Origin of the sequence: Streptomyces sp. NBC_00390 (assembly GCF_036057275.1) — a bacterium.
In the GTDB taxonomy this organism is placed as follows: Bacteria; Actinomycetota; Actinomycetes; order Streptomycetales; family Streptomycetaceae; genus Streptomyces.
On sequence record NZ_CP107945.1, the window covers coordinates 1290365 to 1312240 of the forward strand.

Annotated in this window: 23 protein-coding genes, 1 tRNA gene, 3 pseudogenes and 1 riboswitch; of the genes and pseudogenes, 7 read left to right on the forward strand and 20 right to left on the reverse strand. The window is 70.4% G+C overall.

The window, feature by feature from the left end:
* Positions 1–11 precede the first annotated feature (11 nt).
* Both OHS70_RS05495 and OHS70_RS05500 read left to right on the forward strand, forming a co-directional pair.
* Entirely contained in the window at positions 12–728 is a 717-nt protein-coding gene (locus OHS70_RS05495) for a TetR/AcrR family transcriptional regulator (RefSeq protein WP_328394227.1), read from the forward strand.
* 188 nt (positions 729–916) lie between these two features.
* Positions 917–1123: pseudogene (locus OHS70_RS05500) on the forward strand (hypothetical protein); the annotation flags it as partial.
* On the opposite strand, the gene OHS70_RS05505 reads toward OHS70_RS05500, so the two are convergent.
* Positions 1057–1338: a hypothetical protein gene (locus OHS70_RS05505; protein ID WP_328394229.1), complete on the reverse strand. Its 282-nt coding sequence runs from the start codon at positions 1336–1338 to the stop codon at positions 1057–1059. The pseudogene OHS70_RS05500 and the gene OHS70_RS05505 overlap by 67 nt on opposite strands.
* Before the next feature lie 17 nt (positions 1339–1355).
* Between OHS70_RS05505 and OHS70_RS05510 the strand changes: the two genes are divergently transcribed.
* Positions 1356–1655 (forward strand): hypothetical protein, encoded by a 300-nt coding sequence (locus OHS70_RS05510; RefSeq protein WP_328394232.1) that lies wholly within the window; start codon positions 1356–1358, stop codon positions 1653–1655.
* 614 nt (positions 1656–2269) lie between these two features.
* Here the strand turns inward: OHS70_RS05510 and tgmB are convergent.
* The 3 genes and pseudogenes from tgmB to OHS70_RS39010 form a co-directional block, all read right to left on the reverse strand.
* Positions 2270–3198, reverse strand: a pseudogene (gene tgmB / locus OHS70_RS05515) (ATP-grasp ribosomal peptide maturase).
* Positions 3199–3206: 8 nt separating this feature from the next.
* Positions 3207–3398, reverse strand: a complete 192-nt coding sequence (tgmA, locus tag OHS70_RS05520; RefSeq protein ID WP_328394234.1) for a putative ATP-grasp-modified RiPP — start codon at positions 3396–3398, stop codon at positions 3207–3209.
* Between the two features lie 120 nt (positions 3399–3518).
* Entirely contained in the window at positions 3519–3761 is a 243-nt protein-coding gene (locus OHS70_RS39010) for a M23 family metallopeptidase (protein WP_443062567.1), read from the reverse strand.
* Positions 3762–3776: 15 nt separating this feature from the next.
* Between OHS70_RS39010 and OHS70_RS05525 the strand changes: the two genes are divergently transcribed.
* Both OHS70_RS05525 and OHS70_RS05530 read left to right on the forward strand, forming a co-directional pair.
* Positions 3777–4148 carry a hypothetical protein gene (locus OHS70_RS05525; protein WP_328394236.1) on the forward strand — a complete coding sequence of 124 codons (372 nt, stop codon included), beginning with the start codon at positions 3777–3779 and terminating at the stop codon, positions 4146–4148.
* A gap of 225 nt (positions 4149–4373) precedes the next feature.
* Positions 4374–4529: riboswitch (cyclic di-AMP (ydaO/yuaA leader) on the reverse strand.
* Between the two features lie 200 nt (positions 4530–4729).
* Complete coding sequence (locus OHS70_RS05530; protein WP_328406187.1) at positions 4730–4975, forward strand: hypothetical protein; 246 nt, start codon at positions 4730–4732, stop codon at positions 4973–4975.
* A 300-nt stretch (positions 4976–5275) separates the two neighbouring features.
* On the opposite strand, the gene OHS70_RS05535 is transcribed toward OHS70_RS05530, so the two are convergent.
* Positions 5276–5431 carry a hypothetical protein gene (locus OHS70_RS05535; protein ID WP_328394238.1) on the reverse strand — a complete coding sequence of 52 codons (156 nt, stop codon included), beginning with the start codon at positions 5429–5431 and terminating at the stop codon, positions 5276–5278.
* On the reverse strand, positions 5419–6099 hold the full coding sequence (locus tag OHS70_RS05540) for a cytochrome b N-terminal domain-containing protein (protein WP_328394240.1): 681 nt from the start codon (positions 6097–6099) through the stop codon (positions 5419–5421). The genes OHS70_RS05535 and OHS70_RS05540 overlap by 13 nt, the downstream gene beginning before the upstream one ends.
* Before the next feature lie 3 nt (positions 6100–6102).
* On the opposite strand from OHS70_RS05540, the gene OHS70_RS05545 reads away from it, so the two are divergent.
* Positions 6103–6708, forward strand: coding sequence for a hypothetical protein (locus OHS70_RS05545; RefSeq protein WP_328394242.1), 606 nt, complete (start codon positions 6103–6105; stop codon positions 6706–6708).
* Here OHS70_RS05545 and OHS70_RS05550 read toward each other — a convergent pair.
* Positions 6670–6757: transfer RNA gene (locus OHS70_RS05550), tRNA-Leu, on the reverse strand. The two genes, OHS70_RS05545 and OHS70_RS05550, sit on opposite strands and share 39 nt — an antisense overlap.
* Positions 6758–6934: 177 nt before the next feature.
* Here OHS70_RS05550 and OHS70_RS05555 point away from each other — a divergent pair.
* Positions 6935–8245, forward strand: a complete 1311-nt coding sequence (locus tag OHS70_RS05555; protein ID WP_328394244.1) for a DUF2254 domain-containing protein — start codon at positions 6935–6937, stop codon at positions 8243–8245.
* Positions 8246–8293: 48 nt separating this feature from the next.
* Here OHS70_RS05555 and OHS70_RS05560 read toward each other — a convergent pair whose 3' ends face one another.
* The 13 genes and pseudogenes from OHS70_RS05560 to OHS70_RS05620 all read right to left on the reverse strand — a co-directional run bounded on the left by OHS70_RS05560 (position 8294) and on the right by OHS70_RS05620 (position 21804).
* The gene (locus OHS70_RS05560; RefSeq protein WP_328394246.1) at positions 8294–9835 is read right to left on the reverse strand and encodes an aldehyde dehydrogenase family protein; all 1542 of its coding nucleotides are present in this window, start codon (positions 9833–9835) and stop codon (positions 8294–8296) included.
* A gap of 156 nt (positions 9836–9991) precedes the next feature.
* Positions 9992–10532, reverse strand: a pseudogene (locus OHS70_RS05565) (succinate--CoA ligase subunit alpha); the annotation flags it as partial.
* 236 nt (positions 10533–10768) lie between these two features.
* Complete coding sequence (locus OHS70_RS05570; protein WP_328394248.1) at positions 10769–11410, reverse strand: HAD family acid phosphatase; 642 nt, start codon at positions 11408–11410, stop codon at positions 10769–10771.
* Between the two features lie 495 nt (positions 11411–11905).
* Positions 11906–12376, reverse strand: coding sequence for a HEAT repeat domain-containing protein (locus OHS70_RS05575; RefSeq protein ID WP_328394250.1), 471 nt, complete (start codon positions 12374–12376; stop codon positions 11906–11908).
* A gap of 52 nt (positions 12377–12428) precedes the next feature.
* Positions 12429–12563 carry a hypothetical protein gene (locus OHS70_RS05580; protein WP_328394252.1) on the reverse strand — a complete coding sequence of 45 codons (135 nt, stop codon included), beginning with the start codon at positions 12561–12563 and terminating at the stop codon, positions 12429–12431.
* A gap of 212 nt (positions 12564–12775) precedes the next feature.
* Entirely contained in the window at positions 12776–13807 is a 1032-nt protein-coding gene (locus OHS70_RS05585; RefSeq protein WP_328394254.1) for a sugar phosphate isomerase/epimerase family protein, read from the reverse strand.
* A 34-nt stretch (positions 13808–13841) separates the two neighbouring features.
* Positions 13842–15230: a nucleotide pyrophosphatase/phosphodiesterase family protein gene (locus OHS70_RS05590; RefSeq protein ID WP_328394256.1), complete on the reverse strand. Its 1389-nt coding sequence runs from the start codon at positions 15228–15230 to the stop codon at positions 13842–13844.
* The gene (gene eboE, locus OHS70_RS05595; protein ID WP_328394258.1) at positions 15227–16405 is read right to left on the reverse strand and encodes a metabolite traffic protein EboE; all 1179 of its coding nucleotides are present in this window, start codon (positions 16403–16405) and stop codon (positions 15227–15229) included. The genes OHS70_RS05590 and eboE overlap by 4 nt, the downstream gene beginning before the upstream one ends.
* Positions 16406–16417: 12 nt before the next feature.
* The gene (locus OHS70_RS05600) at positions 16418–17266 is read right to left on the reverse strand and encodes a TatD family hydrolase (protein WP_328394260.1); all 849 of its coding nucleotides are present in this window, start codon (positions 17264–17266) and stop codon (positions 16418–16420) included.
* A complete protein-coding gene (locus OHS70_RS05605; protein ID WP_328394262.1) occupies positions 17266–17916 on the reverse strand; it encodes an EboA domain-containing protein in 651 nt (216 codons plus the stop codon). The genes OHS70_RS05600 and OHS70_RS05605 overlap by 1 nt, the downstream gene beginning before the upstream one ends.
* Entirely contained in the window at positions 17913–18785 is an 873-nt protein-coding gene (locus OHS70_RS05610) for a sugar phosphate isomerase/epimerase family protein (protein WP_328394264.1), read from the reverse strand. The genes OHS70_RS05605 and OHS70_RS05610 overlap by 4 nt, the downstream gene beginning before the upstream one ends.
* Complete coding sequence (locus OHS70_RS05615) at positions 18782–20356, reverse strand: UbiA family prenyltransferase (protein WP_328394266.1); 1575 nt, start codon at positions 20354–20356, stop codon at positions 18782–18784. Before OHS70_RS05615 ends, OHS70_RS05610 begins: the two co-directional genes overlap by 4 nt.
* A gap of 239 nt (positions 20357–20595) precedes the next feature.
* On the reverse strand, positions 20596–21804 hold the full coding sequence (locus OHS70_RS05620; RefSeq protein WP_443062568.1) for an inositol-3-phosphate synthase: 1209 nt from the start codon (positions 21802–21804) through the stop codon (positions 20596–20598).
* Positions 21805–21876 lie beyond the last annotated feature (72 nt).

A 21876-nucleotide genomic window follows, 5' to 3' on the forward strand; every position in this document is an offset into this window, starting at 1 on the left:
AGCGCGAGGCCGTGCCCAGTGACGGAAAGTCCGCTGCCGAGAGCGTCGACCCCGAACAGCTCTGGCTGCGTCCCACCGAGCCCCGCAGGGGCCGCAGGCCCTCCTTCAGCCGGGAGGCGATCACCGCGGCAGCCGTCACTCTGGCGGACACAGAAGGACTCGACGCCGTCACCATGCGACGGGTCGCCGCCGAGGTCGGAGCGGGCGTCATGTCGCTCTACAGCTACGCCCCTGACAAGGAGACGCTGCTGGAACTGATGGTCGACCACGTCAGCGGCGAACTCACGGTCACGAACCCACCCAGCGGCGACTGGCGTGCCGATCTGAAGACCGTGGCCCGCCTGCAGCGCGCCCACATGCTGCGCCACCCTTGGCTGCCCGTCGCCTTGTCCACCCGTCGCGTTCCGGGCCCCAACACGCTGGCCTTCCTGGAACACGTGCTCGCCGTCCTGCGGCCCACCGGGCTGGACGGTGCGGCGAAGCTAGAGATCTTCGCCCAGATCACCGCATTCGTGGCCGGGCACGTTGCCCATGAGATCGCGCAGGCCGCAGTCTCACGATCACCGGACCGAGCCGCAGCCGAGGGCCGCTACCTCGCCACTGTCGCCGCCGACGGCTGCCACCCGGAACTCGCCGAAGCCCTTTCCGCTCCCGGACGCCCCCTCACTCCCGACGCCACCTTCACCCGGTTCCTCAACCGTCTGATCGACGGCCTCGATACTGACTGATGCCACACAGCTGCGCCTGCCGTCCCGCCCGCGGCACCTCTGAGGAACAGACCGCCAGCTCCGTTTTCGGCGGTAGACCGGCTACCTGCCGAGTACTGCGGGGACAGTTCGTCGACCTGCAAGTTGGCGCCGTTGTTCGGCCGTTCGCCCGCGACGGTGTACCGGGTGATCCAGCGGCTGCGGCCACGATGCTTTCCACCGGCGAGCCCTGTTCCAGATCCCGCAGAGAGGCGGTGCTGGAACTGGCCGAAGGCAGCCTTCTGGCGCTCTACACGGACTGCCTCATCCGGGGCCGAAAGCGGGACGTCGACCAGAGTCTGGCCGATCTCTACGGGGCGTTGGCCGTGCCCGCCCGCTCGTCGGAGGAGACGTGCAGGGCGGTTGAGGAGGCGTTGCTGCACCACCGGCCCAGAGGTGATGTTGCCGACGACGTCGCTCTGCTCGTCGCCCGTACCCGTGTCCTGGCGGCGGAGAAAGTGACCACGTGGGAGCTGCCCGTCGAGGCGACCTCCACCGCTCGGGCCCGGACGCTGGTGGCATCCCAACTGGCCCAGTGGGGACTGGAGGAGATGCTCTTCACCACCGAGCTGATCGTCAGTGAGCTGGTCACCAACGCCTACCGGTACGGTGGCGGGTCGATCACCTCACCGCACCCGCGCTCGACTGGAGATCATCCTCCTGACAGCGCGCCGCCCGGAAGGGGAGCTGGGCACCGAGCTGCTCCGCGCCCGGGAGAGCTTCGTCGGCCAGGCACAGCTGCTGGCAACGGCGCTCGGCAGCCCGTATCCGGAAGAGGGCGGACGGATCGTGGTCGCCTTCGCCGAGGGACTCACGTACGACGGGGTGACGCGACCCGGCCCGGACACGACCGACCGGGCGGCCCTGCGACAGATGCTGGAGAGGGTCCTGCTCACCCTGGCCCGGTAGCGGGCCGCTGAAGGGGACAGCTGGGCGGCAGCAGTACCGGCAGCCGGTCCACCGACTCTCTGGGAATCGGCCCGATGTGTCCTTCGGCGCGCCGGGAAACACCAGCCGAGCACAAGAAGCGCCCGGGAAGGACGGCCTCGGCGGGCCGGTGACCGATCGCGCCGGCTCAGGCACGGGTCCTGAATCCACCCCCGCAGCGGCGTCCCCTCCACAGCGCAGAGGCTCCGCCCCAGTACGCGGGAGCGGAGCCTCTGTGGCCGTTGTCGCAGGCCAGGACATCTGTGAACAGACTACGGCCAGCGACGGACCGCCCCGTGGCGAGATGCCTGGCCCTGCTCGACGCGGGGACCATCCCCCTCGGGCGCGGGGGCAGGTGACCGCGATCACCGTGGGCCTCGGATGCCTGGGGCCATCCCCTCAGGTGCGGGGAACGGGCCGTGCCATCACCGGCCGCGCGGTTGAGCGGCGTTCCGCAGTGGGGCTGCAGTTCCACAGGGCGAGCTGATCCGCTCCCCGGGCTCCGCCCACCAGAACGCCCTTCGCGTGAGGTGCACGGCGTGACCCATGACTCGCCACGGTGGGCACGCCGACCGACACCCCCGAGGATCGCGGAGTCAGGCTCGCGTATCAGCCAGCCAGACCGCGACGTTCTCGGCGATGGGCTGACCCGTATCCAGCTGGATGAAGCCGAACTGCCCGCCCTGATTGCACTCGAGGAACCACCAGGTGCCGTCGCCGTCCTCGGCGAAATCGAAGGCGCCGTACGCGAGTTGGGCGAGGGACATGTAGGCGCGGACCGCCTCCGTGATGCGGGGCGGTACCTCCGCCGGGGCCCAGGCACCGCCGTGGTCGGTGAAACGCCCGTCCACCTGGTCGGGGTCAGCAGCCTTCCGGGCAGCGAACACCTCGTCCCCGACACAGGTAAGCCGGATGTCCGCATGCTTGGGTACGCACTGCTGAAGGAGGGTGGGGCCGGCTGCCACTCCTGCGAAGTCTGCATCCGGCTCGATGCGGGTGGTGGGTAGCGCCATCGGCGGGTCGCTGGGATGCGCTCCCGAAACCGGCTTCACGACGAGGTCCCGGTACCGGGCTGCGAACTCGCGTGCAACGTTTGGAAAGGTGGTGATCAACGTGGGAGGACCGCGAAGCCGCTCCGGTGGGCGACGCGCAGCTGCCACGGTTTCCAGCGGGCCTGCACGGCCGCGGAAGGGTGGTTCATCCAGCGCACACCCGTGCAGTTCAGCGTTCCGTACAGCGCCTGTGAGGACTCGGTCGTAAGCCATTCGGACTGATGCGCGGCGTGGGCGGCGGGCCTTCCGGGTCTGCGTACCCATATCGAGCGCAGTCCGCTCATGCTCATCACACGGCCACCGGCCGACAGGTACCCGTGGACGTCACCCTCGGCGTATTCGACGGACAGAGCGGCCTGGCCGGGCAGATCGGCGGGGTCCAGGCGTACGACCGGGACGTCCATGTCGTGCAGTGCGGACACCACCATGTCGGCGGTCACGTCCTCTGCGCAGGTCAGTACGAGCACCGTCATGAGGCCCATCAATCGTCGAAGTGCGTTTGGGAACCGGCGGTGGACGTGGTGGTGCCGCACGCCAGCAGCAGGTCGCGGTCGCCGATGGCCGGGCGCCCATCGGGCAGGACGTTCAATTGACGCGTGGGGTCATAGGCGTAAGGGACCACGGTCGGCGGGCGCACGGCGGGACGGGCGTAGTTCAGTGCGAAGGGTCTCATTATGTCTCCTCTTGCGTGCCGGGTAGGGCGGCAGGCTCCGAACTGCTCATCGGACAGGGGGCGTTGAAGGGGTTGCGGCATGTGGTCATGTGTCGTCCCGGTCGGGAGACGGCAGTTGGATCATCGACAACGATCGGGGCTGCGCGCAGCCATCGATAACGTCCTTTCCGCCCGCAACGAAGCCGCTGATATCCGGGCCCGCCGAGTGGGCAGCGAGTACGGCTTCGCCAAGCACGCCGCCGGGGGAGGTACTGCCGGCGACGTGGCGCGCCGCTCGAAGTGCAGGTGGGGCCTGGTGACATTGCCGGTGGCGCCGGAGAGTGCGATGCGCTCGCCCTTCTCCACGGTGGCGCCCGATGACACATCGAGAAGGGGCAGGTGCGCGTACTGCGTGTACTCGCTGTCGTCGTGCTTGATGACGGGCTCCTAGCCGAACGCGTCGTCCCGGCCCGTCGAGACCACGGTGTCGCCGTGGCTGCCCTTACGGTGGTGCCGAACGGCACGGCGAAGTCCTGGCCGGTGCGGCCGCTGGATCGGAGGTCGCCGCTGTCTGCGAAGCCGGCGGTCAGGGTGCCGCCGTCGGCCGGGAGTACGGCGGTCGGGGCCGCCTCCTCCGTGTTCGAGCCGTACGATGCCTGGGTCGCCGTCGTGGTGCCGGTATCGGTGTCGGAAGGGCCGTCGGGCGTCAGCTTCAGTCCGATCGACAGCAGGTCCGGGTCGTCGCCCATGACGGACTTGTTGTCCTCATAGAGCTGCTGCCGGCCACCCTCAACGCCTGGTCCTCCGCGATGGCGGACCGAGAGTCGCCGCAGGCGACGGTGTGGGTATCGCCGTCACCGTCCAGAGCATTGGCGGTGCCGGTTCCGATGAAAGGCAGCGCGAGGGTCGCCCCGACGGCGAAGGCGCGGCTGACGAACTCCGGGTGGCGGTCCGGGGGTGTGGGACGCGGCGTCGTCCGACTGCAGATATCAAGGTGGCTCCGTACTCCGAACGCCTGCGAGGTGAGCTGTCGGGTTCGGGCTGGAGAGTCGCCCGGCCGTGGTTCTCACGGCTTCACCCCAAGCCGCCCGGGTACGCGTTGTCCCGTACGGCGCAAGTGGGTCCCCCGCTCCTGCCTGGCGGTGTGGTGATGTGCTGCCGCGTGCCGGGGGCAGGATTCGGCGGTCCGGCCACGCGGTGTTCGACTTCTCCGAACGCCGAGCACGTTAGGGGGACCTTGCGCTCGAGCACAAGGTTTCCACAAGCGGAGTCTCATCAAGTGGCTTTTCCTACAGGGAAGTTCGTGATAGGTAGGCCCGGTACCCCAGGTAAAGGGGGATGCGTGCACGCGTTTGCGTGTCAGCAATCCAGGCTGCTATGACAGTGCCGACCCGCGACGACAGCGTGTATGGCGGGCCGCCATCGGCTGCGTCGAGCACGACACCCCGGTGCTTTCGGGCGCGCCGCGCGACAAGCTGCTGCTCGGCACCACCGATGCCGGTGACGACGCGCTGCGTGAGGTGCTCGAGACCACGCGTCTCGAGGGCCTCGTTGCCGCGCGGATTGCGACGGCAGTAGTGATCGCGGGAACTGGCTGACTGCGTCCAGCCGACGGTGCCGTGTGGTGACGCACTCTCATCCCTCCTTCGGCGTGTGAGACCGGCACCGCAGGCGGCGGTCAGTCCGTGGTGGGTGCCAGTGGCCGGCAAGTACGGTCAGGATCCGCGCCGCCTGGACGACTGACGCGGCCAGCACGAGGGAGCTCACCAGGACAAGCATCCCCGTGGTCGGGCCGGGAGCCGACCGCAGCCCGTGGGACAGGGCGCCCATCAAGAGCACCGCGGTGGCGGTGAGCATCCAGAACCACCGTCGTGCGCGCCGTACGGCAGGGGTGTCCATCAGTGTCCCTTCGGGCTGGTCATCCACACCTGGACCGTGATGGCGACAAGAGCGAGCAGCAGCACGGCGGCCACGCCGAGGGCGAGCTTGCGCTCGCGCCATCGCCGCTTGGGACTCCGGTCGAGGAACGGCACCAGGAAGATCAGCCCGAACACGCCTGCGATGACGTACGCGATCGAGGCGACCCCGAAGCACTCCTCCATGGGGAAGAACCACCAGAACATCCACAGCGGGCGGGTGACCTCGATCTCCTCGACCGGCGTCGGGCCGACGACCGGTGGTACGAGCACGCCAAGGACGGCAACACGCCCAGCAGCATCAGGCCGAACGCGGCCACCCGCTTCAGGTGCGCGGTGAACGGCTCGAGTGTCTCCACCTCGGGCACCGGGATCTCGGGATGCGGTGAGATCTGGTGCCGTTTGACCAGCAGCGCGTGCCACACGAACAGCAGCAGGACCAGACCGGGAATGATCACCACATGCGCGCTGTACAGGCGCAGCAGAATCGGCACCCGGTCGGTCAGCTCCCCGGTGAACCAGATCCCGGCCCCGCCGAGCAGCTCGGCCACGTCCAGGTTGTGGATCAGTGCCTCGTATCCCTCCTGGTCCCACTTCAGGACGGTGCCGGTGAACACGGCGAGGAAGGTGAGCAGGAACATCGCGGCGCCCAGCACCCAATTGCCCTCACGCGGCTTCTTGTACGAGGCGTGGAAGAACACCCGCAGCAGGTGCAGCAGGGCGAAGACGAACATCGCTTGCGCCGCCCAGTAGTGCAGGGCGCGGGCGAAGCCGCCGAGCCAGACGTCGCTCACCAGATCGCGCACCGAGTGGTTGGCGTCCTCCGGGAGGCCCTCTACCCCGGCCTCACCCACCCGCGCACCGTCTACCTGCGCGAAGACGACGTCTGCCGGGCCCTGGACCGGTGGATCGCCCGGGCCTTCGTCCCCGACCGGCTCACCGCCACCATTGATGCGCTCGCCCTCGCCGGCGCCGCAGCGATCACCGGAGAGACTCACACACCGGAGCAGACGCAGGCACGCCAAGCAATCAAGGACTGCGAGCGACGGCTCGCCCGCTATCAAGCCGCCCTCGACGCCGGCGCCGACCCCCTGGTCGTCACCCAATGGATCAACGAGGCACAGAAGGACAAAGAGGCGGCGCGAAAGAAGCTCGACGCCCTTCCCACCACCACTCGCAAGAAGGGAGCTCCACTCGACGCGCAGCAGATCCGGGAGATCGCTGAGAGCCTTGGAGATATTGCGCAGCGCATCCAGACAGCCGACACCGACAAGAAAGGCCCCCTCTACGAAGCCCTAGGCATCACCGTCAGTTATGAACACGAGAAGAGGACCGCGACCGTCAGGTCGAGGCCCTCATCTGCGTATCGTCAATGGTGGTGTCCGAGGGGGGACTTGAACCCCCACGCCCGATAAAGGGCACTAGCACCTCAAGCTAGCGCGTCTGCCATTCCGCCACCCGGACCAGGTGTTGTCGCACCGGAGAGTGATCCCCGGCGGCGACATGGACAACAATACCAGGGGTTTGAGGTGCCCCTCACCTGCATATCCGGTGGTCAGTGGGGTGCGCAGGGACCTCCGGAGCAGGGTGCGCACAGCGTGTACCGGTGCATATGCGTTGCGTGAGACTACCGTCGGGTGCGTGAGTGATGGCAGCTATCGACGACCCAGGGCGCTCTCCCCTCTGCGTGAGCATCTGCGGGACACCTTCTGGTTCGCGCCCACCCTGGCACTTGTGCTCGTCTGCGTGCTGTGGTGGGCCGCCGACTCTCTCGACGCCCTGATCCTGGACTCTCTCCAGGAGGCCGGGCAGTACGACGACGTCCACTACCTCACCGGGATCGCCGAGGACGCGAAGACGATCGTCACCACGATCAGCGCGGCAATGATGACCTTCATCGGTGTCGTCTTCAGCATCTCGCTGGTGGCCGTGCAGATGGCCGCCGGGAACTTCAGCCCCCGTGTCGTACGGATCTTCATCCGGAGCCGGATCAGCAAGCTCACCTTCTCGGTGTTCCTGGCGACGTTCCTGCTGTCGCTGCTGGTGCTGACGGCGTACGACAGCGAGAGTGATCCGGCGCTGGTGAAATCAGTCCCGCTGGTGCAGAGCGCGCTGACACTGCTCATGGTGGCGCTCAGCCTGCTGCTGTTCATCGCCTATGTGACGCAGACGCTGCAGCTGATGAAGGTGGGACCCGTGGTGGAGCGGGTGACCAAGGAGTCGCTCCATGTGCTGGCCAAGATGCCGGTGCAGGCGGCGGAGGGGGAGCCGCTGGCCGCCGAGGTCGCCAGGGTGAACCATCAAGGGCGGTCCGGGACGCTGCGGGATGTGCACGTGGCGCGGCTGGTACGCATCGCGCGGCGCCGCGGGGTCGTACTGCGGCTGATCCCCCGGATCGGGGACTTCGTGGTGCCGGGGATGCCGGTGATCGCCGTGCACGGGGAGCCGGGGCACGTGCCGGTCCGGTGGGCCCTGCGGTCCACCGTGTCGGTCGGGGTGGAGCGTACGTTCCACCAGGATCTCGGGTTCGGGCTGCGGCAGCTGTCCGACATCGCGCTGCGGGCGCTCTCGCCGGCCGTGAACGACCCGACCACCGCCGTGCAGTGCCTGGACCGGATCGTGCTGTTCCTGGCGATGGTCTCGAACCGGCCTCTTGGAGCCGTGCACCACCGGGACAGCAAGGGGGTGGTTCGGCTGGTGCAGGACGTGCCCGAGTGGGGCGATCTCGTCGATCTCGGGTTCACGGAGATCCGGGGGTGCGCCGTGGGGAGCCCGCAGGTGTCCCGGCGCATGGTGGCCGGGATCGACGATCTGCTGCGGTTCGTCCCTGCCGAGCGGCGGGAACCGCTGAAGCGGCATCGGGCGCTGCTCGTGCAGGCCGTGGAGAGGACCGTGCCGGAGGCGGCCGAGCGCGCTTTCGCGCTGGAGCCCGACCGCCAGGGCATCGGATAGGGACCTCATGAGGATTGCGCAGAGGTACTCGTAGAGGGGGACTGTGTATTACGCGTTGAGCTGGTACTCGGGGAAGTTGCCCGGCAGCCGCTCCCCCGCCGGGCCGTCCGTCACCGCGCGGACCAGCAGTTCGCCGCCGACGAACGCGCCCCGCCAGGACGCGCCGAAGCCGCCGAACAACTCCTCGCGGTCGCCGCGGGAACGCGGCTTGCCGTGCCCGGTCTTGAAGGCGCGGATCTGCGGGGCGAGGCGCTCGAACGTTGCCGGGTCGTCCGTCGACAGGGTCGCGACGAGGGCGCCGTTGGAGGCGTTCATCGCGGCGAGGAGTTCCGCCTCCGTGTCGACCAGGACGATGGTGTCGACCGGGCCGAAGGGTTCCGCGTGGTGCAGCGGGGAGGACGGGGGCGGGTTGAGGAGGGTGACGGGTGGGAGGTAGGCGGAGGTGTCCTGGCCCTCGAGGAAGTGGCCGTCGGTCAGCGAGCCCCGGTGGAGCGGGACGGCGCCGCGGTCGATGGCCTCGGCCACCTGGTCGGCGAGTTCCTTGGCCTTGGCGGCGTTGATGAGCGGGCCGAAGTCCAGGGTGGGCAGTGGGTCTGCCGGGTTCTCGACCGCGAGGGGGTGGCCGATGCGGATGTCGCGTACGGCGGGGAGGTAGGCGGCCAGGAAGTCCGCGAACGCCTCGCGCTGGACGACGAAGCGCGGGTACGCCGTACAGCGCTGCTTGCCGTAGTCGAACAGCTTGGGGATCACCGCGGTCAGGGCCGGCCAGTCGGTGTGGTGCCAGATGCCCCAGGTGTTGAGGCCCTCCTGCTCCAGGATGTGGCGCTTGCCGAGGTCGGCGACGGCGGTGGCGATACGGGCGCCGGTGTCGCGGCCGCCGACGAAGGAGACGCAGCCGATCTCCGGGGAGCGGACCAGGGCCTCGGACAGTTCGCCGCCGCTGCCGCTGACCAGGGTGACGGGGATGCCCTCGCGGGCCGCCAGCGCGCAGGCCAGGGTGAGGCAGGCGACGCCGCCGTCGGTCGGGGTCTTGGCGATGACCGCGTTGCCGGCCAGGGCCTGCACCAGCATGGCGTGGACCAGGACGGACATCGGGTAGTTCCAGCTGGCGATGTTGGAGACGGGGCCGTCCAGCGGGGAGCGGCCCTCGAGCATGGGCTCGATGCCCTCGACGTACCAGCGCACTCCGTCGATCGCACGGTCGACGTCGGCCTGGGCGAGCCGCCAGGGCTTGCCGATCTCCCAGACGAGAAGCAGGGCGAGCAGTTCGCGCTGTTCGGTCAGGGCGTCGAGGGCCGCGGCGACGCGGGCGCGGCGCTCGGGCAGGGGCACGTGCCGCCAGGCGCGGTGCTGGTCGAGCGAGGCGCGTACGGCCTGCTGGGCGGTGGCCGAGTCCAGGCGGGGCGGGCCGGCAATGGGGCTGAGGTCGATCGGGCTGGTGGCGGGCAGGGCCCGGCCGTCGGCGTGCCACTGGGCACCCCAGAGGTTGAGGACGCGGTCGTCGCGGAAGGATTCCGGCGCGGCGGCGATACAGCGCTGCCAGGCGTCGGACCAGGCGGTGCCCGGCTTGAGGAGGAGGGTGGATGCCATGATGTGGTCTCCGCTCGATCGGGGCGGGAGGGTGGCCATCACGAAATGAGCGGGCGGCCGGCTCGCACACGCCGGTCCGCCCCCATGAGATTCGCCCGAAGCGTTACCTGTAAGTAACAGGCTTACTCACAACTGCCGCTGAATGAGTGAGAGTTCTCATCCCTCGGACTCGGCGCGACACGCGAGCACGAGGCGTGAGGTCTCGGTCGGCGTCGACCCGACCCGTACGCCCGCCGCTTCGAGCCCTTGGTGCTTGGCCTCGGCGGTACCGCTGGAGCCCGAGCCGATCGCACCCGCATGGCCCATCGTCCTGCCCCCCGAGGGCGGTGAAGCCTGCGATACAGCCGACGACGGGCTCGGTGATGTTCTCGGCGATGTACGCCGCTGCTGCGCGCTCCTCGGCGTCACCTCCGATCTCTCCGATGAGCACGATGAGGTCGGTGTCCGGGTCGTTCTCGAAGGCGGCGAGGCAGTCGATATGGCTTGTGCCGACGACCGGGTCGCCGCCGATGCCGACCGCGGACGAGAAGCCTATCTCGCGCGGCTCGTACATGAGTTGACAGGTGAGGGTGCCCGATTTCGATACGGGACCGATGCGGCCGGGCTTGGCGGCGATGCCACCGGGGATGTTGCCGGCATTGGACCTGCCGGGGCTGATCAGACCGGGGCAGTTGGGTCCGATGATGCGGGTGCGGTGCCGTGCCTGGCGGCGGACGTCCGGAGGGCGAACGCGTCGGCGTACGTATGGACACCAGGGGCTGGGACGCGGCGTGCACGCCCGACCGCGCATGGACGGGGATGCCCTCTGTGATGCGACGGCGAGCCCGATGCCCGCTTCGAGCGGCACCAGGTTTGTGGGGTGCGGGCCGACGGGTGGCCGCGGCGGCCGGGACACCGGTCACCGCGGCCACCCGGCCGTATGTCGCCCGCGCGTCAGGACAGTTCGCCGTCGTAGTCGGGCAGCTTGAAGGTGCGCTCGGCGTGGCCGCCCACCAGATCGGTGGTGTTGTTGCCGATGTTGGCGATGATCGTGTAGCCCTTGGCCTCGATCTCCGTCCGCTTCTCGGTCTTGTAGGCGCTGACCTCGTCGAAGAGGTCGGGCAGGTCGCGCACGTAGAGACCGTCGACCGGGTAGCCGGCCTTCTTCAGGTTCCAGTCGGTGAGCGAGTAGATGATGCCGGGACGGGCCGTGACGAAGAAGATGGCGACGCCGCGGGAGTCCGCGTAGCGGGCCAGGTCGCGGACCTGCCGGACCGCGGGGGTCGGCAGCTCCCAGAAGTAGTGGAAGTCGGTCTCGAGCGAGGTGTTGTCGATGTCGAGGACGATCGCCTGCTTCTCGCCGGACGCGTTGGCCGTCCTCTGCTCGATGTAGGGGCGGGCGACGTCGATGACGGCTGCCACGTCGCGCTGCCAGGTGGCGTAGTCGACGTCGGTCTTGAACGTGGACGCGGCGGCTGCGGTCTTGGGCGCAGCCGGAGCGGCGGTCTGGGCGGCCGTGGCCGCAGGGGCGGCCGTGGCGAGAGCCGCCACGGCGAGGGTGGCCGCGGTGCCCGTCCTCCATTGACGTGCATGCATGGGGGGTTCTCCTGGGTCTCGATGCTGCGCAGGGAAGAGCCCGTTCGTCGGGACGACGAACAGGCGTTGGCATGCTCGCGTCCAATGATGTACGGAATGAAACATTCCCTCTACTGGTCAGTAGCGTCAATTGGTTGGAGAGATGGCCGCGTTGACGTGCCGCTCCCATCGACGCTGATGCACCGACGGGAGCAGCACGCTCATATGCAGACGTTTCGTCAGCGTTTCAGCTACATGTCCGGCAGATGTCCTGTCGAGGTGTACTCGTGGATGACACGTCCACGCTTCGAGGTGACGGCCACGGCCACCGTCGCGCAGCAAGGTCAGCAACTCACCGGCTGCATCAACAAGATCAGCAACTCACCGGCTGCATCAAGTCGGGGACGTGCGCCGGGTCGGAGGGTGCAGCTGTGCCGACAGGCCCCGCCCGCCGCCGCACGGGGTCCGGCAGGCCAGTGCAGTTGCCTTGACGACCGCGCTGCTGAGCCCTGGGAGCTAAGCCGTCTCTCCCTGGGCGGACTCCCGGCTCCAGCGCAGTTCGTGCACTGCCTCCGCCGCCTCCCTGCGTACCTCGGGGTGGGGGTGCTGGAGGAACCGCTCAACGGTCGGTAGCGCCACCTGTTCGTGAGTCGAACCGAGGATGGACAGGACGTATTCCAGGAGCAAGGGTTCGAAGCCATCCGCGCCGACAGCGAGCGGCTCCACCACCCGGTAGGGAAGCTCATAGTGCGTGGAGGCCGTGCAGACTGCGTGCAGCGCGGACTCCCGCACTGTGTAGCCCCTACCGGAGAGCGCGGCCATGACGAGGCGCTCGACGGTCCGCTCGGCGTCGCCTTGCGTCAGACGGCCCGTCTCCAGGACGTCGCTGACGACTTCGAGGCAGAGGTCCCGGCGGTCCGCGTCGGAGCCGTTCAGCTCCTTCCACGCCGATTCGATCAATGCCGTCAGGCCCTGGTATCCGTCCACGGCCAGAGCATACGGAGACGGCTGCCGCCTGGTCGCAGGGATAAATGAGCGGTCAGGGCGGCGACAGGGCTTGCGTTCCCTTGAGCACCGGCCGTCCGGCCCGGCGGGAGGTCTTCTGCTTCGCGGACGGGTTGTGGGCCCAGCGGCCGGGCTGCACGGTGTTGCGTCCGGCGCGCGTCCTGAGCACGGGCCATCGGTGCTGGGCGCCGGCCGCACGGCGCCCTGTTCCGGCAGCGGCACTTCCCGCTGCGCGGGTCGCCCAATGTACGGCGGGTGCTGCCCCGCCGATGTCCGGGGCAGCACCGGCCCTTCGAAGTCCCGCTCGGCATCGGTCAGTTCATGGCGTCGTAGCGCACGACCATGACCCGTCGGCCGGGATCACGTAATCGACGGACCTGTCTAGCAGCCCTTCTCACGCAGCGAGTGGAGATGGGCGCTGGACTTGCGGGCGAAGGCGAAGGACTCGACGGGGTTGTCGTGCTCCGCCTGCCAGTGGTGGTCGAGGCGCCCGCCGCGGGTCCGGGTCACCGCGGAGATGAAGCGCTTGTAGTCGATGTCGCCGTCACCCACGTCCGTCATACGGTAGCCGTCGCGGGTGCTCGCGTCGTGCTCGCCGTCCTTGACGTGGAAGAGGGGGTAACGGTCGGGCTGGTCGAGGACGTAGCGCAGCGGGTCGAAGGGAGCGGGTGTGCCGTCGGCGCGCTTGCCGAAGCGGAACTGGCCCGCGTACGCCCAGTAGATGTCCATCTCCAGGTAGACGAGATCCGGATCGGTCTCGGCGAGCAGCACGTCGTAGAGGCGGACGTCGGGCCGGTCGGTCGCGAAGGAGAACTCCTCGGCATGGTTGTGCTGGTAGAACTTCATGCCGCGCTCCTTCGCCTCGGCGCCGTAGTGGTTGAAGTCCTCGGCGCAGCGCTTCCAGCCGTCGACGGTGGCGCCGTGGCGCCAGGGGCCGGACGCGGTGCCGATGTGCTTGAGGCCGAGGGCCTGGGCGTCGTCGAGGACCTTGTCCAGGTTCTGGGCGAAGCTGTACGCGTTCGGGTCGTTGTCGTTGTAGTAGTTGACGTGGCTGCCGATGGGGTTCAGGCCGTGGTCGCGGGCGAGCCGCCTGAGCTGGGCGAGGGTGATGGGGCCGGCGGAGCCCTGGGTGTAGCCGGCGAACTCGATCTCGTCGTAGCCGTACTTCTCGAGCTCCGCGAAGACGGGTGCGAAGCCAAGGGTGGAGACCTTGTCGCGCAGCGAGTAGAGCTGGATGCCGAGACGGCCGGGCGGCAGGACGGGACGGCCGCGTCCGTGGCCGTCAGCGGTGGCCGGAGTAGCGGCGGCGCCGAGGAGGGCTGCGACGCCGGCTCCCGCGGCCACGCCGAGCATGCCTCGTCTGGTGAGCTTGTGGGCGAGCTCGGGATCGTCGTGCTTGCTCGTGCGGCTCATTGTGGATAACTCCTCGTTGTCAGTGGGCTGTGATTCAGTGGAGACCAGCGAGTTGAAGCAGCAGGGACTTCACTTCGATGGCCGCGACGCGGCCGCTTACAGCGCGGGGGGTGGAGCACAGAATGAGCGGACCTTCGTCATCGCTCGTGGGGATGCGGCCATGGCTGCCGCGAATAGGTGAGGGGTCGAGGGGCACGACCGCGAGGCGGTAGCGCATGCCGAGTTTTTTGCGGGCGATCGCCTTGGCCGCCTTGACCCGTACGTAGGGGTCGAGCGGATCCATGAACAGCTCGGCGGGGTCATAGCCGGGTTTGCGGTGGATCTCGACGAGCTGCGCGAAGTCGGGGGCGCGGTCGTCGTCGAGCCAGTAGTAGTACGTGAACCAGGCGTCGGGGTCGGCGATGGCGACGAGCTCGCCGGAACGCGGGTGGTCGAGGCCGTTGGCCTTCTTGCCCTCGTCGTCGAGGAGGCGGTCGATGCCGGGCAGGTCCGCGAGGGCGTCGCGGGTGGCGTCGAGGTCCTCGGGGCGGTGGACGTAGACATGCGCGAGCTGGTGGTCCGCGACGGCGAACGCGCGGGAGGCCATGGGGTCGAGGTACTCCATGCCGTCCTGGGTGTGGACCTCGAGGAGGCCTGCGCGGCGCAAGGCGCGGTTGATGTCGACGGGGCGGCTGACACGGGTGATGCCGTATTCGGACAGGGCGACGACGGTCCGGCCCTCCTGCTCGGCGTCTTTCAGCAGGGGGGCGATGACGGTGTCGAGGTCGGCGGCGGCCCGGTGGGAGCGGGGGTCGTCGGGGCCGTAGCGCTGCAGGTCGTAGTCGAGGTGCGGCAGGTAGCACAGGGTCAGGTCGGGGTGGCGGGTGCGCATGATGTGACGGGTGACGTCCGCGATCCACCGGCTGGAGACGAGGTCGGCGCCCGGGCCCCAGAAGTGGAAGAGGGGGAAGGTGCCGAAGGTCTCGGTGAGTTCGTCGTGGAGTGCCGGGGGCCGGGTGTAGCAGTCGGGTTCCTTGCAGCCGTCGGCGTAATAGACGGGGCGGGGAGTGACGGTGATGTCGGTGTCGGCGCCCATCGCGTACCACCAGCAGATGTTGGCGACCGTATAGCCGGGGTGGGCCCGGCGGGCGGCGTCCCAGACCTTGTCGCCGGAGACCAGGCCGTTGTGCTGGCGCCACAGCAGGACGTCGCCGAGTTCGCGGAAGTACCAGCCGTTGGCGACGATGCCGTGCTCGGCGGGCAGCGCGCCGGTGAGGAAGGTGGACTGGGCGGCGCAGGTGACGGCAGGCAGGACGGTCGACAGTGCGGCCTGCGAGCCGGAGCCGGCAAGTGCCTTGAGGTGGGGCATGTGCTCCAGCAGCCGGGGGGTGAGACCGACGACGTCCAGCACGAGGAGGGGGGTGGGCTGCGCGGTGTCCGTCATGGCAGTTCCTTGAGGCCGAGATCGGTCAGCAGGTCCCGGGCCAGGGTGAGTTCGGCGGCGATCCCGTCGGCGAGCTGGGTGCGGTTGCGGGGGCGCAGCGCGGTCGGGAGCGCCTGCCAGGTGTAGGTCTCGACCTCGAGGTGGCGGGTGCGGGGGGCCGGACCGCCTACGAGCCGGGTCAGGGTGTCCTGCAGCACGGGCAGCGTGGAGGTGAGCGGCGGGGCGGGTGGCGAGTGCAGAGGGATGTGGAAATGGGCACGCCAGGGGGCTCCCTCGGGCAGCGCCCGGCCGGTCAGGGCTTCGTCGAGGTCGTCGGTGCCGCGCAGGCCGGCGGCGGTTCGGGTGCGGGTCTGGTGCAGGAAGCGAGGCTCGGCAAAAGCCGCAAGAGCCTTGCGTACCTCGGGCAGATGGGGGTTTTCGGCGTGGAGCGCGGCGGACAGCTGCGCTTTGGGGACGGCGATGCCGGCCGCCACGAGAGCGGTGACGGCGATTTCCGGGTCTTCGAAGGAGGTGGCGAGATGGCAGGTGTCGATGCAGATGCCGATACGGCTGCCGGCGACGGCCGCGACGGCGGTGAGGGGGCCGATCGCGTCGGAGGTGGTCTCGATCGTGCAGCCGGGCTCGGGTTCGAGAGCGATCCGGATGGACTTGCCGGTGAGTTCCTCGAGCGCGTCCAGGCGTTCGGCGAGGGTGATCAGGGCGGTGCGGGCGGCGGCAGCAGCGGATTCGTCGAAGGGCGTGCGCCAGGCGATGGGCAGAGTGGAGATGGTGCCCTCGGTGACGTCGTCGGGGAGGAGGGTGGCAAGGAGGCGGGCGAGATCGGTGGTGTGGGTGAGGCGTACCGGGTCGGTCCAGTCCGGCTTGTAGACGCGGTACTTGACCTCCTCGGCCCCGAATCCCTCGTACGGGAATCCGTTGAGGGTGACGACCTCCAGGCCTCGGCGTTCCAGCTCGCCGCGCAGGCCGCGCAGGGCTGCCGGGTCGGTGATCAGGGAGTGGGCGGCGTCCTTGGCGAGCCACAGGCCGATGCCGAGGCGGTCACGGCCGAGCCGTCTGCGCACGGGCTCGCAGTGGTCGCGCAGCTGCGCGAGGACACCGTCGAGGGTCTCGGCGGGGTGGACGTTGGTGCAGTAGGAGAGGTGGACGGTGGAGCCGTCGGGGTGGCGGAAGCGCATCCTGTGGCCTCCTCATTCCCCGCCGCGGAGGATCGAGTTGCCTTCGTGCAGGCCTTCCGGTTCGGGCAGGTCGAGCTGGAGGCGGCCGCTGAGGCCGTAGAAGGCGACGGGGTTGCGCCACAGGACCTGGTCGACGTCGTCCTCGGTGAAGCCGGACGCGAGCATCGTGTCGCCGACCTTGCGGGTCTTGAGCGGGTCACTCCTGCCCCAGTCGGCGGCCGAGTTGACCAGGACCTTCTCGGTTCCGTAGGTCTTCAGGATCGAGACCATGCGGTCCTCGTCCATCTTGGTGTCGGGATAGATGGAGAAGCCGAGCCAGCAGCCGCTGTCGGTGGCGTGCTCTACGGTCGTCTCGTTGAGGTGGTCGAGCAGGACGCGGTCGGCCGGCAGGTCCGACTCGCGGATGACGTCGACGGTGCGGTGCAGACCGGCGAGCTTGTCACGGTGCGGGGTGTGGACGAGGGCGGGCAGGCCGTGGTCGGCGGCCAGTTGGAGCTGGGCGGCAAGTGCAAAGTCCTCCGCGGGGGTCATGGAGTCGTAGCCGATCTCGCCGACGGCCACGACGGAGTCCTTGACGAGATAGCGGGGCAGGGCGTCCAGGACCGGGGTGCAGCGGGGGTCGTTGGCCTCTTTGGGATTGAGGGCGATCGTGCAGTGGTGGGCTATGCCGTACTGGGCGGCGCGGAAGGGTTCCCAGCCGAGGAGTGCGTCGAAGTAGTCGAAGAAGCTCGCGGGCGAGGTACGGGGCTGGCCGAGCCAGAAGGACGGCTCGACGAGCGCGCGTACGCCCGCGGCATACATGGCCTCGTAGTCGTCGGTGGTGCGGGAGGTCATGTGGATGTGGGGGTCGAAGATACGCATCAGGACTCCTCGGACTGCTCGGAGCGCTCGGATTGCTCGGACTTGTCGCCGGTCAGGGCCAGCACGCGCGTCAGATCGTGGGGGATGTCGCGGCCGGCGGCGGTGCGCTCGGCGGCGTAGTCGGTCAGCATCCGGGAGAGTTCGCCATCGCCCTGGGCGCGGCGCTCGAGTCCGGCGACGGCGTCGAGGGGCACACCGGTGAACAGGCACTTGAGGACGGCGTGCCGCCAGGCGTGGGCGTCGAGGTGGGTGGCGGCATAGGGGCCGACGGCCGCGTCCACGAGGCGGGTGTCGTTGGTGCGCAAAGCGTCCTCGACCAGGGGCAGGGCGACGGGGCCGTCGATCAGGGCGGGCAGCGCGAGGAGCACGGCGCGGCGTTCGGCGGCGGTGCCCTGCTGGTAGAGGCGGGTGAGGGTCTCCACGCCCGCGTGCGCTGCGACGAGGAGGAGGGTGCGTACGGAGTCGGCGTTGGCCGGGCCGCAGTGCCGTCCGGCGGCGGCGAAGCGGAGTTCCCAGGTGTGGGTGGCGTACGGGGAGGGCGACGGGGCCGCCTCGGCGGCGGCGCGGGTGGCTTCGGCGAGGGCGTCGCCGAGCCATGCGCGAGCCGGTTCGTCGAGGCGGGCGTCGACGTCCCTGCGGGAGAGGGTCATGATGCCGGTGCTCCCTTCGGGCGGAGGTACTCGATCGAGGCACGGGCGAGTTCGGGGCCCGCGTGGGAGTGACGGGGCAGCTCGACGACGGTCAGGCCCTGGTAGCCGGTGGCTGCGAGGGCGTCGAGCACGGGCGGGAAGTCGATCTCACCGTCGCCGAAGGGCAGGTGTTCGTGGACACCCCGGCGCATGTCCTCGATCTGGACGTGTCGCAGCCAGGGCGCGGCCTCGCGGATGCAGTCGGCAGGGGGTGCGGGTTCCAGGCACTGGCAGTGGCCTATGTCGAGCGTGAGGCCGAGGGGTGCGGGGTTGCCCAGGCAGGTGCGCAGGTGGTGGAAGTCGGCGAGGACTTCGACCAGGTGGCCGGGTTCGGGCTCGATCGCGACCGGCACGCCCGCGGCCGCGGCGGCGTCGAGGACCTGCAGGAGCGCCTCCTCCAGGCGCTTGAAGGCGGTGTCGGGGTCGGTGCCGGGCGGGGTGATGCCGCTGAAGCAGTGCACGGCATGGGCACCGAGGTCGGCGGCGACGCGCACGGCGGTGATCAGCAGCCGGGTGCGTGCGGCGCGGGCGTCCGGGTCGGGGTCGAGGAGGGACGGGCCGTGCTTGCGGCGGGGGTCGAGGACATAGCGGGCGCCGGTCTCGACGGTCGCGGTGAGACCGAGTTCGCCGAGCCGCATGGCCACGCGGCCGGTGCGGGCGGCGAGGTCGGGGGCGAGGGGGTCGAGGTGCATGTGGTCGAGGGTCAGCCCGACGCCGTCGTACCCGAGGTCGGCGAGGAGGGCGAGGGCGTCGTCGAGCCGGAGGTCGGTGAGCCCGTTGGTGCCGTATCCGAGGCGGAGGTGGGGCGCGGGGGCCGGCGCGGGACTCATGTCAGGCTCACTTTCCGGGCGAGTGTTCGGGCGAGTGGTACGAGTCCCATGACGGCGAGGCCGGTGACGTTGGCGCCGACGCGGGCGGCGAGGGCGGACTGGAGGGGGATCATGGCCCGGATTCCGCCACCGACGGCCCGTTGGGTGAGGGGCGGGGAGGGGTTGAGTACGGCGTGGAGGAGAGGCGGGGCGGTGGTGCGGAGGAAGGCGGCGGTGAGGAGGGAGGTGACCAGTCGCGAGGCGTTCTCCCCTGCTCGGCCCGTGTCGGCGCTCGGGGGCAGGCTCCGTCGTGCGCGGCCCCGGGCGGGGCCGGGCCCGCGGCGCGGCGCACAGTCGTTCGACGTAAGGGCGTCGGCCGGGAGGGCCTGCCGGGTGCCGGGCCGTGACACCGCGGCAGCGATGCCGGCCGTGGTGGCGAGGGCCGCCAGAGGTACGAGGGTCGATCCGCCCTGCGCCTCATGACGGGAGACGGAGGTGACGGCGTAGGTGTGTGCGGCGAGCAGCGCGGCAGCGGGCAGCGCCCGGAGTGCGGCGGCTGCATCGTCCGCGCCCGGCGTACGCAACAGACCGGGCGTGGCCGCATCCATCGGCGGGACGCTGTGCTGCGCTCCGCCGGCCGGACCGCGACCGGCACCGCAGGACGCGGCGGCCGTGACAAGCGGCGTCGGCCAGGTCATGCGGCCTGCACGGGCGGGTCGTGCGAGCACGGTGCCGGGTGCAGTCGCGGCACCGGGCGAGGCGCCGAGGGCACGCGTGAGCGGCCAGGTGACGCCGCGGACCGCCCGGGTGGCAGCGATGGTGCCCACAGCATCGGATGGGGACGCCGGACGGGAGGTGTGCGGTGTCCTGGGTGGTGTGTCCGGGTGTGCGGCCCACGTGCGTCGGACGCCGGCCGCCGCCGGCGCGGCCGGCCCCCGACGGCCCGAACCGCGTGGCGTGCCAGGACCGTTGTGGACCGCGTTGGCGGACCCTCCGGACAACGTTGCCGTCGCACCCAGCAGCAGGTCCAGGCCGCGGGCCGCTGCCATCGCGGCCGGGCCCGCCTTGGTGTGCTTCAGGTGGAGGTCGTAGGCCCAGACCGTCGCCGACAGGGCCGCTGCCACCGCCAGGGCCGGGCGGCCGGCCCTGGCGGCCAGGGCCAGGCCTGCTGCCGTCAGGGCCGCCGAGGCGGTGAGCGCCGCGGCCGGGGTGATGCGGCCGGAGGGGATCGGGCGGTGGGGGCGGTCGATGGCGTCCTCGGCGCGGTCCGACCAGTCGTTGAGTGCCATGCCCGCCTCGTACAGGCACAGGGACGCGCCCACGGCGAAGGCCGTGCCCCTGTTCGGGCGCGCGCCTGCGGCTGCGGCGCCTGCGAAGGCATCGCCCGGGACCGTGAACAGGGCGGAGATGCGCAGCAGTTCGGCCCAGGCGCGCAGTCGTGCCCCGGCGGTGCGGGGCTCGGGGATCGGGCTCGCCGGACCAGCATGGCCGGCGGGACCAGAGGTGCGGGCCGGGCCCGCCGGACCGGTGGCTCCCTCGGCACCGGTGGGACCGCCGATTCCGTCGGGACCAGCAGGACCCGTCTGGCTCACGGGACCGGAGGTGCGGGCCGGACTCACCTGGCCTGCGGCACCCTCGGGGCCAGCCGGACCGGCAAGCTTCGCCGGACCGGCGGCGCCCCCCGAACCCGCCGGACCGGCGAGCTTCGCCGGACCGGCGGCGCCCCCCGGACCCGCCGGACCCGCCGGGCGGGCGGGGGCCTCGGATCCTGCGGATCTTTCGGCGCGAGGCCGCGGCCGGGCGGGCGCGAGGCGCGCCAGCAGGGACCGGATCACCGTGCCTCCCGCAGGCGGTCCGCGAACGAGAGCAGCTCACCGAACTGGTCGGCGAGCGCGGCGGGACCGCCGTCCGGGTCCTTGAAGTAGAAGCCGAGTTCCGGGAGCGGCCCGGACAGGCCGGCAGCGTGGGCTCGGGCCACCAGGCGGGCCAGGTCCACGACGAGGGGCGCGGCGAGGGCCGAGTCGCAGCCCTGCCAGATGGTCTGGAGGATCATCCGCGATCCGAGGAAGCCCTCGAAGGCGATGTGGTCCCACGCCGTCTTCCAGTCGCCGAGCGCAGGGACGTCGTCGATGTGGACCTCGCCCTCGGGCGCGCTGCCCAGCACGTCCGCGAGCACCCGCTCCTTGCCCGCGTTCTTCGCGGCCGCCGCGCCCGGGTCGGCCAGTGCCGCACCGTCGCCGCCGCCCAGCAGGTTGGTGCCGGACCAGGCCCTGACCGAGAGCGCCCGCTGCACGAACATCGGGGCGAGCACGGCGCGCAGCAGCGTCTGGCCGGTCTTGCCGTCGCGGCCCGCGTGGGGAAGTCCACTGGCCACGACGGCGTCCTGGAGGGCAGGTGTGCGCAGCCCGGTGGAGGGGGTGAAGTTGACGTACGGGCAGCCGGCGCGGAGTGCCGCTGCCGCGTACAGCGAGCTGGGCGCCAGCCGCACGGCGTCCGGTTCCGGCAGCGGCTCGGTGGAAGAGACGTTGACTACGACGACCCGGGCGAGCCCGAGCCGCTCGCGGAAGGAGCTCAGGTCGTCGCTGAAGGCGGCGATGAGCTCCTCGTCGGCGCGGGTGTCTCCCGGCTGCGGTCCCCCGGCGCGTATCTCCTCGTCGGCGGCGGCCAGTTCGCCGTGGACGGCTTTGACGAGCCCGTGCGGCAGTACCCCGGCTCCGGTGAGTCTCTCGGCGCGTTTGGGCAACGGGCAGTGGGTGGTGTCGTGTCCGCCGAAGACGAGTGAGGGCAGGGGCGGCAGACCGGCGTCGGCGAAGGCCGGCGTCTCGGTGACCATGCCGGTCGGCGGGTGCAGTCCGGCTGTGACGGCCGCCCAGCCCGCGACGGCTGTGGTGGCCACCGATCCGCGTGCTCCCACGAACCAGACTCCGGTGCGACCGGTGCGACCGGTGCGACCTGTCCGCCCGGTCCGACCAGTGCGAGCGGTCCGCCCGGTGTTCCCGGTTCGCCCGGTGCCTTCGGAGCGTCGATTTCCGTTGGTCACGGCTGCCCTCCCTGCCCTTCGGTGTGGTGGTGACGGCGGGCGGAGGGTACGGCGCCTCCCCGCCCGCCGTCG

Excerpts from the sequence above, each read along its gene's own strand:
- tgmA (WP_328394234.1), bottom strand. The coding sequence starts at position 3,398 with ATGAGACCCTTCGCACTGAACTACGCCCGTCCCGCCGTGCGCCCGCCG.
- OHS70_RS05560 (WP_328394246.1), bottom strand. The coding sequence starts at position 9,835 with ATGGCATCCACCCTCCTCCTCAAGCCGGGCACCGCCTGGTCCGACGCC.
- OHS70_RS05570 (WP_328394248.1), bottom strand. The coding sequence starts at position 11,410 with ATGCATGCACGTCAATGGAGGACGGGCACCGCGGCCACCCTCGCCGTG.
- OHS70_RS05585 (WP_328394254.1), bottom strand. The coding sequence starts at position 13,807 with ATGAGCCGCACGAGCAAGCACGACGATCCCGAGCTCGCCCACAAGCTC.
- OHS70_RS05590 (WP_328394256.1), bottom strand. The coding sequence starts at position 15,230 with ATGACGGACACCGCGCAGCCCACCCCCCTCCTCGTGCTGGACGTCGTC.
- eboE (WP_328394258.1), bottom strand. The coding sequence starts at position 16,405 with ATGCGCTTCCGCCACCCCGACGGCTCCACCGTCCACCTCTCCTACTGC.
- OHS70_RS05600 (WP_328394260.1), bottom strand. The coding sequence starts at position 17,266 with ATGCGTATCTTCGACCCCCACATCCACATGACCTCCCGCACCACCGAC.
- OHS70_RS05605 (WP_328394262.1), bottom strand. The coding sequence starts at position 17,916 with ATGACCCTCTCCCGCAGGGACGTCGACGCCCGCCTCGACGAACCGGCT.
- OHS70_RS05610 (WP_328394264.1), bottom strand. The coding sequence starts at position 18,785 with ATGAGTCCCGCGCCGGCCCCCGCGCCCCACCTCCGCCTCGGATACGGC.